The sequence below is a fragment of the Agathobacter sp. LCP21S3_B2 genome, assembly GCF_052118705.1.
Taxonomy (GTDB): Bacteria; Bacillota; Clostridia; order Lachnospirales; family Lachnospiraceae; genus Roseburia.
Genome location: NZ_JBQKGQ010000004.1, coordinates 55,407 through 70,689, shown reverse-complemented (window position 1 = coordinate 70,689; position 15,283 = coordinate 55,407). Strand labels below are relative to the sequence as shown.

The following is a 15,283-nucleotide window of genomic DNA, read 5'->3' as shown; positions in this document are numbered from 1 at the left end:
TCTCCTTAATCAAGCTTAATACGTGGATCAATCACTTTGTATACAATATCTGTAATGAGGTTAGCGCCTACCATGATGACAGCAAGGAAAAGCGTTGTGGCCATAATCATTGTGTAATCACGGTTTGTGATACAGCTTACGAACTTGGAACCGAGTCCTCCGATATTGAAAATACTCTCAATAACCATTGAACCTGTGAGGATACCACCAATCATAGGTCCCACATATGTGATGACCGGAATAAGCGCATTACGAAGTGCATGTACAAATATAATCTTGTACTGATGTACACCCTTGGCCTTTGCCGTACGGATGTAATCCTGTCCGAGTGCATCAAGCATTGAAGTCTTTGTAAGTCTTGTAATATATGCCATCGGTGAAAGTGACAGTGACAGCACCGGAAGTAATACCATGTTGCTTCCTGAGTTGAAGGCCTGCACCACACCAAGCTTTATACAGAAGAAATAAAGTAATAACGTAGCGATGACAAATGACGGCATCGACGTAATCAGTGTGACGAAGAATACTATAACTCGATCCGGCCACCTGTTTCGCATCAGCGCTGCTATCGAACCGAGCACCACTCCGAATACTATCGCAGTGAGCGCCGATAAAAGTCCAAGCTTCGCTGAAATCGGGAAGCTCTCCCCAATGATTTCTGAGATTGGACGGTCTGTCTTAAGACTAACACCGAAATCTCCGTGCAGCACGCCTGCCATGTAGTTCTTGTACTGGACTATAAGTGGCTGATCCAGTCCGTAGCGTGCCTCAAGCTCTTTCATTACCGCCGGACTCTTTGCCTTCTCCGAATTGAATGGACCACCCGGAATTGCATTCATGGCAAAGAATGTAATAAGACTGATAATGAAGATTGTAAAAATCGCGAGAATAACTCTCTTTACAATGTACTTACCCATATTTTTCTCTCCCTCTTGGATTTGTATCGATAATGCATTATTTTTATTTTTTTAAAGCATTATCACTGTACCACGTCAAAGTATTTTGTCTAATACGCAAAAAAGTGCGAATGACGTCATTGTCATTACACACTCCCAAATCTTGCTATCTGATACAACTGTCGTTCTGACGCGAACAATTCTTTTTTATTATACACAGAAATCATAATTTGTCAATTGGATATATTTTCCTATATAATTTTCATTTCTGTATAAAAATTAGTCATTTTTTTATAATACTCATTAATAAGGGTAATTTATGCAGTTTATAAGCATTATTTATACATTTTTATTCATTTTTATTTTTGCATTAAAATATTAGTTTTCAGCGCATGATTACTTTGAATTGTTAAGTACCGGCGTTATTCTGGCATTAAACGGATATTTGGTGTATAATTACTTATCATTATATATCAAGGAGCCACCTATGCTTACATACGACGATGCACTCAACCTCAACTACTATAAAAAAACAACCTTTACCGGCTGGATGAACGGCATGCGTTTTCTCATAAAGCGTGAGGAGCCTGTCCTTAAGGAAGCCACCGAGGATACACCCGAGGAAAAGGGTGAACCAATATTTCATGCATGGATATGGCCGGGGCCGTATATTTTTGACCTGACTGACGACAGCAAAAAAACTGACAATACCTTCCCATTTACAGATGACGGAAAAAAACAGTGTGTAGACTGGATTAATGAGGTCATTAGTGCACACTCAAACGAATATCCGAAAAATAAAACAGATGGAGAAAACCTCTAAAAAAACTCTTGACTTCTCACCAAAAATATTGTACTATACGTTTTGTGCAAAACACAAGGGCTTGTAGCTCAGCCGGTTAGAGCGCACGCCTGATAAGCGTGAGGTCGGAAGTTCGAGTCTTCTCAAGCCCATCCTTGTAATAAGCGTATTATGAAAGCCACGGATTGCTCCGTGGCTTTTGTTTTATGCGTATCTACACCTGCACAATGCGTCCGTGTCTGCCTATTCCTTTAAAAAATCCCGCATTTATTCCATCATACTTTTTGGCACTGCACTCAGAAACCATGAGCTGTTGCTTATATTTGTAATCATCCCACTCGAGAATTGCTGTGACGTAGGGCTGTTCCTCCAATACACGCACAGTCGTATTTTTCTTTGAAAACACAGGGTATTTTCCGGTGTATCCCTTTTGAAGCAGCTCCTTTTCAAGCGCTTTACGCTTTTCTTTTATACGTTCATTTATCTGATTTCCGTAATTTCTCTCCGGATAATCCTTTGATGCCTTTATCACAAGCTTATAAATATACTGATAAAGCGGTACTCTTTTTGCATCGGCTAAATGTCTGCTTAAAAGCTTTTCCGTTTTCTCACATGGATTTGCCCTGTAGCGTGCAATGAGCTTAAGATAATCAGTGTCCGAAACCTTCCTGCAAAGCTCCTCCATAATGTCGATTCCCTCTACACGCGCCGGAAAATGATACTCCATCAAATCGCCAGGTACCGGTGTCCATCTGCGAAACGGTGCAAAGTAAATAAGGCTCTGGATAAAGCATTCTGTCTCGTTGCAGTATTCCTTTCCCATGTACATATACTTATCAGCGATTGTTCCTACCATATATACAAGCATACGCCACTGCTCCTGTCCCTTTACCCAGAAATGTCCTATTTCATGGTATTTAAAGCATGCCTCATGCACATGCAAATTATCAAACCAGAGTGTGACCACATTGTCCTGCTGGTGCAGAATGAGTCCATAACCTTTTTCACTTCCTAAAACCAACGATGCCGAAATGATTTCTTCCTCGCTATGATAATCGCCCTTTAACACTGCATTTTCCAAAGTCAGATAGCATTCCACCGCATCATTCATGATATATGGGATTATATATTTGTCATCACTTCTGCATATATCAAATGAACCGTAATCAAAGAGCTCTGCGAGCATGTAAAATGCGCGTGGCATATCTTCTTTTAAGCCAGGAAGAGCTTTTGCTAAATCCTTGTAAGCCTGCATTGTGGTATCCTTTCGTATAGGAAAAATGATAAAAAAATAAGAATTTCAGAAGTAATAAAAACCTCTGAAACCCTTGTAAATAGTACGGGCAACAGGACTTGAACCTGCACGGTCTCCCACTAGAACCTAAATCTAGCGCGTCTGCCAATTCCGCCATGCCCGCAAACACTTTGACAGTATATCATTTTGTTTCAGGTGTGTCAACATTATTTATCACATTACAAGTCAGCTTCCAAAAGCTTCTATTTATCCCCATAATGAAACCTGCAGGCAAGTATATATACATTTTCATCATCTATCTTATAGATTAATCTGTCCTTGTCATTTATTCTCCTGCTCCAAAAGCCGGCTAAATCTCCACTTAATGCCTCCGGCTTTCCGATTCCCTCATTTCCATTCCTTTTAATATCTTCAAGCAGATTATTTATTTTCCGTAAAGTCTTTCTGTCCTCGGTCTGCCAATATACATAATCCTTCCAGCCATTTTCCGTAAAAACATTATTCATCACCTGATACCTCAATCAGTTTATGCTGCTTAAAATTACCATTTTCGAGCTGTTTTTTTGATTCCAGCAGCCAGTCATAATTAGCCTTGTTCCCCATCACATAAACATTTTCCATAAGATTATTGTATGACTCCTCCGAAATCATAACTACGTTACGATTATCCTTTCGCGTAACTATCATTGTCTCATAGTCATCCGTCACCTTATCCATATATGTTTTCATATTCTCGCGCAAATTTGTATAATTGACAGCCAACATAATAACACCCCCACTCGATACGTACAGTTTTCTGTACTTTAATTATATGATATACATTTATTTCTGTCAATAATCAATCTTGAAGTAACTTGTTCAGTACCTTATTCACTTTCAAACTGTATTTCCACAACAAACCGTTTCCCCTCAAGTCTTGCTTCAATACTCCCGCCCATTCTCTCCACAAGCTCCTTTGCAATCGAAAGCCCAAGCCCGCTCGATGATATGCTCCTCGCCTCATCGGCTTTGTAAAAGCGCTCAAACACCTTGTCCACGTCTATATCATCAGGATTTTTTACATCATTTGAAACCAAAATATGGACAATCCTATTTTTTGAAGTACGCTCGTCATCTGAAGCCCTGCAATTGCACGAATCCTGCTGCCTCATCTGTATGCAGATGCTCTTCTGCCCATGCACCAGCGCATTTTTTATTACATTCTGAAACACCCGCCTGAGCGCCTGCACATTTGCAGTGATAAATATCGTGTCCTCACATATATCAAGTGACGGCTCAATGCCCTGCTTTTTCCACTCCTCATAATACGAAAACACTGTCTGCTTTAAAAGTCTGCTGACACAGCAATTAGAAAGCTCCAACTTGAAGCTGTCATTTTTAAGCTTTGTGAACATAAAAAGCTCCTCGAGCATATCCTTAAGTCTTGTGATACGCTCCTGGATGATATCTATATAATGCTCCTGCGCGCTCTTGTCAGTCTCATCCCTAAGTAGCTGAAAATAGCCGTCCAGCGAGGTAAGCGGAGTGCGGATATCGTGCGACAGGTTTGTGTACGTGTCAGATATCATCTGCTCCTTTTTTGCCGCCGCCTCACGCTGCCTGTGCCATTGCTCTAAAAATCTGTTTATGCGCTCCTTAAGCCTTCCGATATCAGCCATGTTGGTATCGGTTAAAAGGAGCATATTTGTATCCTTTTCGCATAAAAAATCAAGCTGTTCATTAATGTCACGAAGCTGTGCCCTTATTTTTACGAGCACAGCTATTAAGACAGCTACCGAAACTGCAAGTATTACAGTCAGTATTTTCCAAATCATGTTTTATTCCTCATTCAAAACACATTATATATCCCTGCGTTTAAATACACCGTAAACTGCAATCAGTGACACCACTGCCCACACAGCGGCTACCGCAAATGCACCGCCTACGGTCTTTGCAGACGCACTCAGATCAAGCGCAGAAATCTGATTAACAATAAGGTAATCATTTATATCAAAGTTCTTTACTCCGATTTTTTCAATAAGTATATTGATTCCACTGAAAATGAGTGTAAAGATACCTGTACACATGCACACAGCGATAATCATGCTGATTACATTGTTTTTTATAATGATTGCCATTGCCATGACAAAATATACAAATAAAAGTGTGACCACATACTGGCTGCCAAGCATCTTAAATAAGTCTGCTGCATCTCCGAATTCTGCTCCATGTAAAAACAGCGGTGTCGCAATACACTGGACGATCACATCAAGTGCCATGGCCACAAAGGTAAATACCGAAAGCGCTATCATCTTTGAAAACAGCAGCACTCCACGGCACTTCACCTGTCCGCCTACGCTCTTTATATAGCCGCTGTTTAAGTCAGCTGTTGAGAAAAGCACCGTAAATATCGCAAGTAAAAGTGCCAGGTCAAGACCCGCTATATCGCTTTCAACCATATCTGCTATGGTCGGTACCTCATCTGACATGTCGGAGTTGTCCACTTCAAGCCCGACTGTTGCCGTTGGTCCATTTGACGATTCCACTGATGCTGTATCGTATTCATCTGCTATCTCACTGTCTGACTCACTTACCATAGTGACCTCATCAGTTGTTTCCACGATGCTCTCTGCCGCCATGCTTCTGACAAGAGCTGTCATACCGCTCATAGCTATTGCGAGTGCCATAGCTATTACCAGTATAACATAAGCTGACTTCGTATGTATCAGTCTGTAAATATCCATTCTTACCGCATTAAACATTTGTCGCACCTCCTGTGATACTAAGGAAATATGTCTCAAGCTCCATTCCTGTGACCGCTAGCTGTGCCACAGAAACTCCTGATGTGACCAGCGCTGTATTTAAGGCGGCGCTATCATTCAGGCGCTCATAGACATCTATATGATTTTTGTCCACTATCATGTAGTGCACAAAGCCCATCTTATCGAGCACAGGCACTGCTTTATTTGGATTGTCCACTGTCAGTGTAATCTTCTCACTGCACTTGGAAAGCAGCTCCTCTCTGGTAATTTCCTGAAGCAGGGCTCCATTATTTATAATGCCGTAATCTGTGGCAAGCTTTGAAAGCTCCTCCAATATATGGCTTGAGATAAACACAGTCATATCCTGCTGTGCACACAGATTCTGAATCGTATCACGCACCTCTGCAATTCCCTGTGGATCAAGTCCGTTGATAGGCTCATCAAGCACTAAAAGGTCAGGCTCTCCAACCAGCGCCATGCCGATTCCAAGCCTCTGCTTCATACCAAGTGAAAAATTCTTTGTCTTTTTCTTTCCCACATTTAACAGACCTACCTTATCCAGTATGCACTCTGCATAGCCCTTTTTACTGATGCCGAAGAGACGGCACTTCATCTCGATATTTTCCTTCGCCGTCATGTTTGGATATACACCCGGTGCCTCAATCAGGCAGCCCACTCTTGAGCGTACCTTTGACAAATCCTTTCCAGCGTATCCAAACATGGATATCTCTCCGCTTGTCGGCTTTGCCAGACCACCGATCATTCTCATACAGGTAGTCTTGCCGGCACCGTTTCTGCCGATAAATCCATAGATTGCACCCTTTTTGATGTGGATGTCCACATTGTCAACTGCCTTCTGGTGCCCATACTGCTTGGTCAGTGCCTTTGTCTGCAATAATATTTCACTCACAATCAAATCTCCTTTTCTTTTATTCCTTAGCAACCCTTTAATCATAATATAAATGTAAAATCCTAATACATCGCTAACAAAAAGTAAAAAAAGAGTAAAGCTTGTTTACCTTTACTCTTTCATTTTGTAACCGATGCCCCACACTGTCTCTATGTACTCGTCATCGGTCAGCTTTTTTATCTTCTTTCTGATATTGCTGATGTGCACATCAAGAGTCTTTGTCTCACCCATGTACGGCTCATCCCAGGCATATTCAAATATGTCCTCCTTGGCAAACACCTGTCTGGGATGCGCCATGAGAAGCTCGAGTATGGCAAACTCCTGCTTTGTGATACCGTCAACAGCATTATCAGCTACATAAAGCTGTCTTGTTCTATATCCGGCTTTTGAGAGCGCTGTCGCAAGCAGATCATTAATGTCCTTGTCATCCTCTATTATGAGTATCTCCCCGGATTTGTTGTCTGTCATAATATTCCCTTTCTCTATCTGTTGTACCACTTCTATAATAACACTTCTATACTGAAAAAATCATGCCGGACGCATTTATCTCACTATGCGTCCTATTCATTTGAATCCGCCTGCTCATCGCATGTATAGGTAAGCTTCTTCTTATAGGTCTCTTCATAAACCGCTTTCCATGCCTCGTAGTTCTTATCAAGCATCTCCCTTGCATTTACCGCCTGCTTCTTTGACGGATCCGGATAGATTGGCTCACAGAAATGCACTGTGTATTCCTGCACGTAAAAACCATCTGCATCGATTACATCGCTGTCACTCATAGTGATAAACACCGGAAGCACCGGCTTATTATTCCTTGCAGCAAATGTAAAGGCTCCCTTCTGAAGCGGTCTTGGCTTTCTGTAATTCCACCACATGCCCTGCTCCGGATAGACAAGCACAAACTGTTTCTTCTGAAGCACACGGTCCACCGCCGTAATAAACTTCTCCATGGTCTTGAAATTCGAGCTTAGAGGCAGCGTGTTACAGTGCCTCATCAAAAATCCGTAAAAGCCCGGAAAGCCCGTGTAATTGCCCTCTCTTATGACACGATACAGCTTTTTCTTTTTAAGCTTTCCCTGCTCAAACGCAAGTGTGATAGCAAAGCTGTCAAATGCATTGAAATGATTGCATGTAATCACAGCTCCGTCAGCCACTTTCTCAAGATTTTCAACGCCCTTGTACTCCTTGATTATAAGCTGCTTTTTCTTGATCAGCAGATTTACAAACCATCTGGCAAGCTTAAACGCATACTTGGTCTGTGTCTTGCTCTTTAAGCTCCTTGACAGATAGTTGATATCCTCCGGCAAAAGCGGCGGCGCCGGTGGATTAGCCTGCGCATCCTCTGCAAAGCGTCCTTCCTTTTCCAGCTCTTCAATGTGCTTTAAAAGCTCAAGCTTTTCCTCTGAACGGTGTGTATTTGTCACCTGACGCAGATAATTGTCCTCCCTGTTGATTTCCGATACTGCAAGCTCAACGAGCTTTTCTCCCGAAACACTGTCCACATATCGCTGCTCGTCTGTATAGCTTTCAAGTCCCTCTTTTATCTCACCATAGCTTGATGTGTACTTTGCATATTTCCAGAAATACTCTGCCAGCCGGCAATCCTTATAGTGCCATGGCTTGGCCGCCATATTGAAATGGAACAGCCCAACCTCCTCGACAGGACATGCCAGCTCACCAAACACCTGCGCATTCCACTTCGGCTCCATGTAAAGCACCTGGTCCTTGCACAGAATATTCAGATAATCCTGATCCTGTGCCACAACAAACAGATACACATGCAGCAGCTCAAGAAATTCGTCAAGCAGATGATTTTCCCTGAACTGGCTGCAGTTTATGAGCATTACTCCGGCATTAAAGTATTTCTCACGCTTTACACCCAGTACCTTCTCCACATATTCACCGAGTATTTCATTCTGCGCCACTACCCTGTCAGGACACACACCCGCATAGAGCCTTCCAAGCCTGTGGTCATACATCTGTGAAATGTCACCGACCACTATAGTGTCACTGTCGATATAAAGTGCCTTTCTGTACTGTGGAAACATATCAGGGATAAAAAGCCTGAAATATGTCGTATTCGAATAATAATCCCTGATTGGCAGCTTGCCTGCAATGGAATTCATCTTCTCTGTCACATCAACAAAATCAATATCAAAATCAGCATCCGCCATTGCCGTCACGCGGCTCTGCGTTGCCGCCAAAATTCCCATGTGTAGTATATATATATGATATCTGCGGTCTCTCGATGCATTTTCCATGATAGACTTTATGGACACCATCGTGTACTTCACAAAGCCCTCATCGCATGCAAAAAATATTGGTATTTCCCTTAAGCTTTTAAGATTAAATTCTTTTATTTCCATTTCGTCCGATTCTCCCTGTTAGTATTGTACTTTTTTGTAAAACTATTCCAAACTACCGCATTCGGCGTATTTCTTTTTCAGATAAATATACTCAAACAATATATCATCAAACCGGTCATACTTAAAAATCCTGTGAACCGCGCTGACATTCCACTGCTTGATATTGGCAGTATGCGGATACGGCAGCCAGAAAAGCCTCTTTGAAAAATGTCTGACTATCGTGTGATCGTGCAGAAATTTTTGATCGTTGAAGCGCTGTGGCAGCATTTTCTTGCGTGTGGTGCTCTTATATATTGCATCCTGGTCTGCAAACAAAAGCTTTTTCGTCCTTATGAGTGTCCTCGCCTTTTCAAAAAGCCCGGTCTGTTTTATCTGCTTCATATTTAGGAGCAATACACCCGCATTGATATAGTTTGGATTCAGCAGATATTTGCCGTAGTGGTCTCTCGCAGCCGCATATTCAAAGCCTGTCACATCTATGTCATATAAAAGCTCCGGCTCCCTGTTAAACAGGATATCTGCGTCCAGATAAAGCAGCTTGTCCGGTATCTGCGGTATTTTGTCTGCAAAAAGCCGAAGCAGCGTATACGGCGAGCAGTACGCTCCCTCGTTCGGACACCCCGAAAACTCACTCATATACAAATCAGTCACATCTATTTTTATGACCTCATTGGCTTTATTATAGCTCTTTGCCACATCATCCAAAAATGTAATCTGCTCATCTGAAACCGAAACAAAATCAGCCCTCAGATGCGACACATCCATCGTAAATATATAAAAGCGGTACGGCTCATCTGACCTTGTGCGCATGAATATCGAAAGCATACACGTCAGTATGCCATCAAATACCTTTATATTTCCCGAAAATAAAATGTTTCTCATAAAATCCCCTATTTCTTAATATACTTCGCAAGCTCTATCGTATTTAACTTACTCCGCTCCACCATGGCTTCATATACCTGATTTCTGAGTGCCTCCTTGCGCGCCTTTCCCTTAAGACTCTCATCCGGGTAAAAAGGCCCGTCAATATATGTGACGATGCGTGGCTTTTGTCCGTGTTTTCTCTTCTGGTAGGTATTCGTAAAACACATTACAGGACACTTAAGCTGCACCGGATAGCGGAACGATGCATCCGTAAATGGACGTATCTTCGTGTAATACGGCCATATATGCGCCTCCGGATATATCATCACACATTTGTCCTGCTCTATCTTTTTTGCTATCTCGTCAAGAAAATGCTTCATCGCCTCGCGGTCATCCGGCAGCGGAAGCGCTCCAAGATACGGTGTAACATGCCCGAAAACAGGCATCGACACATTGTTAGGATGGACTATCACATACGTATCCTGCGGATGAGACACCATGGTAGGAATAAGTGCGTCTGCACCTGCGTTGGTATGATTGCCGTACAGGAAAAAGCCCTTTCTCCTTACAGCCTCCATTTTCTCAAGCCCCACTATCCTGTGCCGGAATTTAAGCTGCAAAAACAATCGTGCTATAGGCTTTGCTATAATTTTATACCAAAAGAAGTGCAGAAATCGCCTTCCTGCACTATCCATACTGTAGTCATAGTCTGCGTCTATCTTTTTTGCCTTGATTGAAGCAGAGGAAAACTCGTCCTCAAGCTCGTTTTCGTAATAATATACTCGCATGTATGACATTTTACTATTATTCGGTTGTTTTTGCAAACTTTAGTTTTCCGACTCATTATGATATGTGTTCTTAATAAAATTTTCAAATAAACATCACTCTACTAATAAGTGTAATAATCCTTACATTATAAGCACCTTTTTGCCCTCAAAAGCAAAGCCATAATGCTTTATCCTATCCTTTGTTATTCCTTTAGCCATCAGTTCTGCATCATAATTTTTTCTTCTATCTGTGCGAGTGCTGAAGCCGCCGTCTCCTTTAGTGACTTTTCCTCATCCGGATCATGTACCTTAAATTCCAGCACCTCCTCAAAGCACTCTTTTAGAAATATCCCTCGACTCCCTGCACCAGTCCATCTGCCAGATTTTCAAGTGTTGCATCGCTGTGGTCAGAGCATGCGTTGCCAAGCTCTACATCCACCGATGGTACCGTGCTGTATGAGGTCTGTGTCAGGTCTATTGCCATAGAGCCATTACCGTTTATCTTTGCTCCATGAGCGCGCAGTCCTTCTATCAGGCTTGCCCCAAGTGCATCATGCTGCTGCCAGTGTGATGCAACCGGCTCCATTCCCTTTATGCCTCCCGGCACTGATATGTAAAAGCAGCCCTTATCGTAGCTTAGTCCGTCGCCATCCCAGTGCAGAGCAATATGACAGTCTGCCGCATTATTGCAGATGACAGTACGTGCCACATTGTCAAGCTGCACATCGCTTCCGTCTCTTACCATAAGCACATCATAGCCTGCCGCAAGCAGCTTGTCCTTTAATATCTGCGCCATACGGAGTGTGACAGAGCTCTCCGGTGTACCGTCATTAAAGGACATACCACCTGAAACTGCTACTGCTTTTGTTGCACCTGCGCCTGTTGTACCACCTGTGGTCTTTGCCGAGCCGTCCGGATGACAAAGTGTCTTCACCGAAGTTCCTCCGCTTGTACCGTGTCCAGCATTGACACCCACTACTATGTTTTTGCGGTTTGCTGTAGCCTTGTACATGACCGCACAGCCTGAATTTATCGCTGAATGGTCTGCATACTGCCATGAAGGATTTAGTGATACTGATTCTCCATTTTCGTATGACGCCTTGTCCGTGTACTGATAGTCTGACTGCTGTGCACTGTTATCAGCCTGATTTTCCGGCTGTTGTGGCTCTGCTGTCTGAGTCTCAGCAGTCTGGGTTTCGGGCTGTTTTGCTTCAGTTGCCTGGGTCTCAGTTTCCTGTGGCTTTGTTTCTGATTCCTCAATCTGCTCTGTGGCTTGTGTATGCGCCTCAACCTTTTCTGCTGCTGTGTCCTTTGCTTCCTGTGTTTTTTTACCACATGACGCGAGAGAAAATATCATAATACCTGTAAGTAATATTGCTGTAAATCTTTTCATTTAATAAAGCTCCATTTTCTTTTTCTTACATTATAGACAAACCCATGATATTGTTCAAGTATTAGGCAACATTACTTTCATTTCAAAAATTTCTGCTGTTGATTCCCAATTAAAAAGGCGCAGGAATTTAATCCTACGCCTTTTTTATAGTTTTAAACTATTAACCTGACTAATATTTACCCTTTAATGCTGGATAAAACTGCTTAAATTTTGCATAGCCCTTCTCGTATTTTTCTACAAGCTGTGGACTTGGCATGGTCGTATCCTTCTTTCTCACAATAGCCGCTGCCGCAGCCTCCACATTTTCAAAGCAGCCGTTTGCAACTGCAGCCAGTATTGCACCGCCGTATGCCGGTCCTTCCTCGACCTCTACCGTGTCAACCTGCATATTCATGACGTTTGCAACTATCTTTCTCCAAAGCATACTCTTTGCACCGCCACCACAGATTGTTGTGCTTTTTGGTGCCACACCCAGGCTCTTTGCCACCTCAAGTGAATCGCGAAGACCATATGCCACACCCTCAAACACAGCCTGCAGCATGTCGGCTCTGTCAGTATCCATGCTCATCCCGATAAACGCTGCCCTTGCAGACGGATCATTGTGTGGAGAGCGCTCTCCCATCAGATAAGGCAGAAAATACACATGATTCTCACCAAGTCTGCCATCCTCCTCAAGAGGCTTCTGCTCATTCACAAAGTCATCGGAATGAAGGATATCCTTCATCCACCAGTTGTTGCAGCTTGCAGCCGAGAGCATGCAGCCCATCAGATGATAGCCGCCGTCAGCATGATCAAACGAATGAAGCGCATTGTGCGAATCCACCCTGAACTCATCACTTGTAATGAAAAGTGTGCCGCTTGTTCCAAGAGAAAGGTTACACTTTCCGGCTCCGACCGTACCTGTTCCTATAGCTGCAGCCGCATTATCTCCTGCCCCGGCTGCAACTATGCAGTCTTTAGGAAAGCCGAGCTCACATGCCACATCAGCTTTCAGAGTGCCTGTCTTTTCACTGCTCTCATAAAGCTCTGGAAGCCACTCCTCTCTTACATCGCATATGTCAAGCATCTCCTTTGACCAGCACTTATTTTTTACATCCAGAAGAAGCATTCCCGATGCATCTGAATAATCGGTACTAAATACACCTGTCATGCGGTATGCAATATAATCCTTTGGCAGCATAAGCTTTTTTATTCTGGCAAAGTTTTCCGGTTCATTTGCTTTTAGCCATAAAATCTTTGGCGCTGTAAATCCGGCAAACGCTATATTTCCGGTGAGCTCAGACAGCTTTTCTTTTCCTATTACATTATTTAAATAGTCTGTCTCCTTCTGTGTTCTTCCGTCATTCCAAAGTATAGCAGGTCTTATTACATTGTCGTTTTCATCTAATACGACAAGTCCATGCATCTGACCGCCGAAGCTGATTCCCGCAACAGCGCTCCTGTCAAAATCTTTAGTCAGCTCTATAAGCCCAGCCACGGTCTGCTCCCACCAGTCACATGGATTCTGCTCTGACCAGCCCGGCTTTGGAAAGCTGATTGGATACTCCTTTGAGACTATATTTAATACCTTTCCGCTCTCATCCATGAGCAGAAGCTTTACTGCACTTGTGCCTAAATCCACACCTATATATAGCATATCTATTCTCCATTCACGTAATATGTTTACATCAGATAACGTAACTATTCAGAACCCACTAACAGAAAGGATTTTCTGTCTTGTATGGCAGTGATGCCGGCTGATTGTAGTTAATATCCTCAACTGGCACGCCAAGATATTTAAATACCTCAAAAAGGGCTTTTCCATAATGACCGAAGGCTACAGCTCCGTGATGAGGATAGTTCTTCTCGATAAGCACATGGCGGTAGAAACGTCCCATCTCCTTTATCGCAAACACTCCGATACTGCCGAATGAGCGTGTTGCAACAGGAAGCACCTCACCCTGAGCCACATAAGCACGAATCTTACAGTCTGCTGTAGACTGGAGACGGTAAAATGTAATTTCTCCCGGCACTATATCTCCCTCGAGAGTTCCGTTTGTCACCTCTACAGGAAGGCTTCTTGCCATAATCATCTGATACTTCATCTGTGGGTTGCAAACCTTGCTTGAACAGGTGTTTCCACAGTGGAAGCCCATAAATGTGTCTGTATGCTTGTAGTCAAATCTGCCCTCGATTGACTCCTTGTACATATCCTTCGGCACTGAGTTGTTGATATCGAGAAGTGTTACCGCATCCTCGCTGACGCAGGTTCCGATAAACTCACTGAGCACTCCATAGATGTCCACCTCGCATGAAACCGGGATACCTCTTCCTGTAAGACGGCTGTTTACATAGCATGGTACAAATCCAAACTGTGTCTGGAAGGCAGGCCAGCATTTTCCTGCGATTGCCACATACTTTCTGTAGCCCTTATGCTCATCAACCCAGTCTAAAAGTGTGAGCTCATACTGTGCAAGCTTCTCAAGAATCTCAGGCTTTTTGTTGCCCTCGCCAAGCTCCCTTTCCATGTCCTTTACCACATCCGGTATTCTCTCATCACCGGCATGCTTGTTAAATGCCTCAAACAAATCAAGCTCTGAATTTTCCTCAATCTCAACACCCACGTTGTAGAGCTGCTTGATTGGCGCATTGCATGCAAGGAAATTGAGTGGTCTCGGTCCGAATGAAATAATCTTAAGATTATTAAGTCCGTATATAGCCCTTGCTATTGGCAGGAATTCATGTATCATATCTGCACAGTCATCTGCATCGCCCACAGGATACTCCGGAATATACGCTCCTATATTTCTGAGTGCCAGATTGTAGCTTGCATTTAACATACCACAGTATGCATCTCCACGTCCCTGAATTAAGTTATCCTGTGTCTCCTCTGCTGCTGCAACAAACATCTTTGGTCCGTCAAAGTGCTTTGCAAGAAGAGTCTCTGAAATCTCCGGTCCAAAGTTTCCAAGGTAAACACAAAGTGCATTGCAGCCTGCTGCCTTTATGTCCTCAAGTGCCTGTACCATATGTATTTCGCTCTCCACGATACATACAGGACACTCGTATATGTCTGCTGCATCATACTTTGCAGTGTATGCATCGACAAGTGCTTTTCTTCTGTTTACTGACAGACTTTCCGGAAAACAGTCACGGCTTACCGCAACTATACCAATTTTCATTTTTGGAATATTGTTCATAGTGTAAATCTCCTTCTCTCATATGCCCCATCGGACAGATTAATTGTTCTTATGTGCTAAGTATATATCCGGTCCAGCTTAATTGATACCTATAATTTAGTAAATTTAGT

General features: G+C 43.0%; 14 protein-coding genes, 2 tRNA genes and 1 pseudogene. 2 read left to right on the top strand and 15 right to left on the bottom strand.

Annotated features, from left to right (window positions below):
* Positions 1–5: 5 nt before the first annotated feature.
* Positions 6–917, bottom strand: coding sequence for an ABC transporter permease (locus ACTQ1L_RS04115; RefSeq protein ID WP_441365531.1), 912 nt, complete (start codon positions 915–917; stop codon positions 6–8).
* 466 nt (positions 918–1,383) lie between these two features.
* Between ACTQ1L_RS04115 and ACTQ1L_RS04110 the strand changes: the two genes are divergently transcribed.
* Positions 1,384–1,719 carry a GNAT family acetyltransferase gene (locus tag ACTQ1L_RS04110; protein WP_117714728.1) on the top strand — a complete coding sequence of 112 codons (336 nt, stop codon included), beginning with the start codon at positions 1,384–1,386 and terminating at the stop codon, positions 1,717–1,719.
* A 57-nt stretch (positions 1,720–1,776) separates the two neighbouring features.
* Positions 1,777–1,850 (top strand) — tRNA-Ile (locus tag ACTQ1L_RS04105).
* A gap of 62 nt (positions 1,851–1,912) precedes the next feature.
* Here the strand turns inward: ACTQ1L_RS04105 and ACTQ1L_RS04100 are convergent.
* The 14 genes and pseudogenes from ACTQ1L_RS04100 to ACTQ1L_RS04035 all read right to left on the bottom strand — a co-directional run bounded on the left by ACTQ1L_RS04100 (position 1,913) and on the right by ACTQ1L_RS04035 (position 15,173).
* Positions 1,913–2,953 (bottom strand): DUF3878 family protein, encoded by a 1,041-nt coding sequence (locus ACTQ1L_RS04100; protein WP_441365530.1) that lies wholly within the window; start codon positions 2,951–2,953, stop codon positions 1,913–1,915.
* Positions 2,954–3,036: 83 nt separating this feature from the next.
* Positions 3,037–3,116, bottom strand: a tRNA-Leu gene (locus ACTQ1L_RS04095).
* 79 nt (positions 3,117–3,195) lie between these two features.
* Positions 3,196–3,459 (bottom strand): Txe/YoeB family addiction module toxin, encoded by a 264-nt coding sequence (locus tag ACTQ1L_RS04090; protein ID WP_321111077.1) that lies wholly within the window; start codon positions 3,457–3,459, stop codon positions 3,196–3,198.
* Positions 3,452–3,718, bottom strand: a complete 267-nt coding sequence (locus ACTQ1L_RS04085) for a type II toxin-antitoxin system Phd/YefM family antitoxin (RefSeq protein ID WP_308500030.1) — start codon at positions 3,716–3,718, stop codon at positions 3,452–3,454. Before ACTQ1L_RS04085 ends, ACTQ1L_RS04090 begins: the two co-directional genes overlap by 8 nt.
* A gap of 101 nt (positions 3,719–3,819) precedes the next feature.
* On the bottom strand, positions 3,820–4,767 hold the full coding sequence (locus ACTQ1L_RS04080) for a sensor histidine kinase (RefSeq protein WP_441365529.1): 948 nt from the start codon (positions 4,765–4,767) through the stop codon (positions 3,820–3,822).
* 24 nt (positions 4,768–4,791) lie between these two features.
* Positions 4,792–5,694, bottom strand: coding sequence for an ABC transporter permease (locus tag ACTQ1L_RS04075; protein WP_441365528.1), 903 nt, complete (start codon positions 5,692–5,694; stop codon positions 4,792–4,794).
* A complete protein-coding gene (locus ACTQ1L_RS04070) occupies positions 5,687–6,604 on the bottom strand; it encodes an ABC transporter ATP-binding protein (RefSeq protein ID WP_441365527.1) in 918 nt (305 codons plus the stop codon). Before ACTQ1L_RS04070 ends, ACTQ1L_RS04075 begins: the two co-directional genes overlap by 8 nt.
* Positions 6,605–6,715: 111 nt before the next feature.
* Positions 6,716–6,940: pseudogene (locus ACTQ1L_RS04065) on the bottom strand (winged helix-turn-helix domain-containing protein); the annotation flags it as partial.
* A 224-nt stretch (positions 6,941–7,164) separates the two neighbouring features.
* Positions 7,165–8,970, bottom strand: a complete 1,806-nt coding sequence (locus ACTQ1L_RS04060; RefSeq protein ID WP_441365526.1) for a glycosyltransferase — start codon at positions 8,968–8,970, stop codon at positions 7,165–7,167.
* 42 nt (positions 8,971–9,012) lie between these two features.
* Positions 9,013–9,852, bottom strand: a complete 840-nt coding sequence (locus tag ACTQ1L_RS04055; protein WP_441365525.1) for a glycosyltransferase — start codon at positions 9,850–9,852, stop codon at positions 9,013–9,015.
* An 8-nt stretch (positions 9,853–9,860) separates the two neighbouring features.
* Positions 9,861–10,631, bottom strand: coding sequence for a lysophospholipid acyltransferase family protein (locus tag ACTQ1L_RS04050; RefSeq protein WP_441365524.1), 771 nt, complete (start codon positions 10,629–10,631; stop codon positions 9,861–9,863).
* Positions 10,632–10,941: 310 nt separating this feature from the next.
* On the bottom strand, positions 10,942–11,994 hold the full coding sequence (locus ACTQ1L_RS04045) for an N-acetylmuramoyl-L-alanine amidase (RefSeq protein ID WP_441365523.1): 1,053 nt from the start codon (positions 11,992–11,994) through the stop codon (positions 10,942–10,944).
* A gap of 169 nt (positions 11,995–12,163) precedes the next feature.
* Positions 12,164–13,630 (bottom strand): xylulokinase, encoded by a 1,467-nt coding sequence (gene xylB, locus ACTQ1L_RS04040; RefSeq protein WP_441365522.1) that lies wholly within the window; start codon positions 13,628–13,630, stop codon positions 12,164–12,166.
* A 58-nt stretch (positions 13,631–13,688) separates the two neighbouring features.
* The gene (locus tag ACTQ1L_RS04035; protein ID WP_441365521.1) at positions 13,689–15,173 is read right to left on the bottom strand and encodes an L-fucose/L-arabinose isomerase family protein; all 1,485 of its coding nucleotides are present in this window, start codon (positions 15,171–15,173) and stop codon (positions 13,689–13,691) included.
* Positions 15,174–15,283 lie beyond the last annotated feature (110 nt).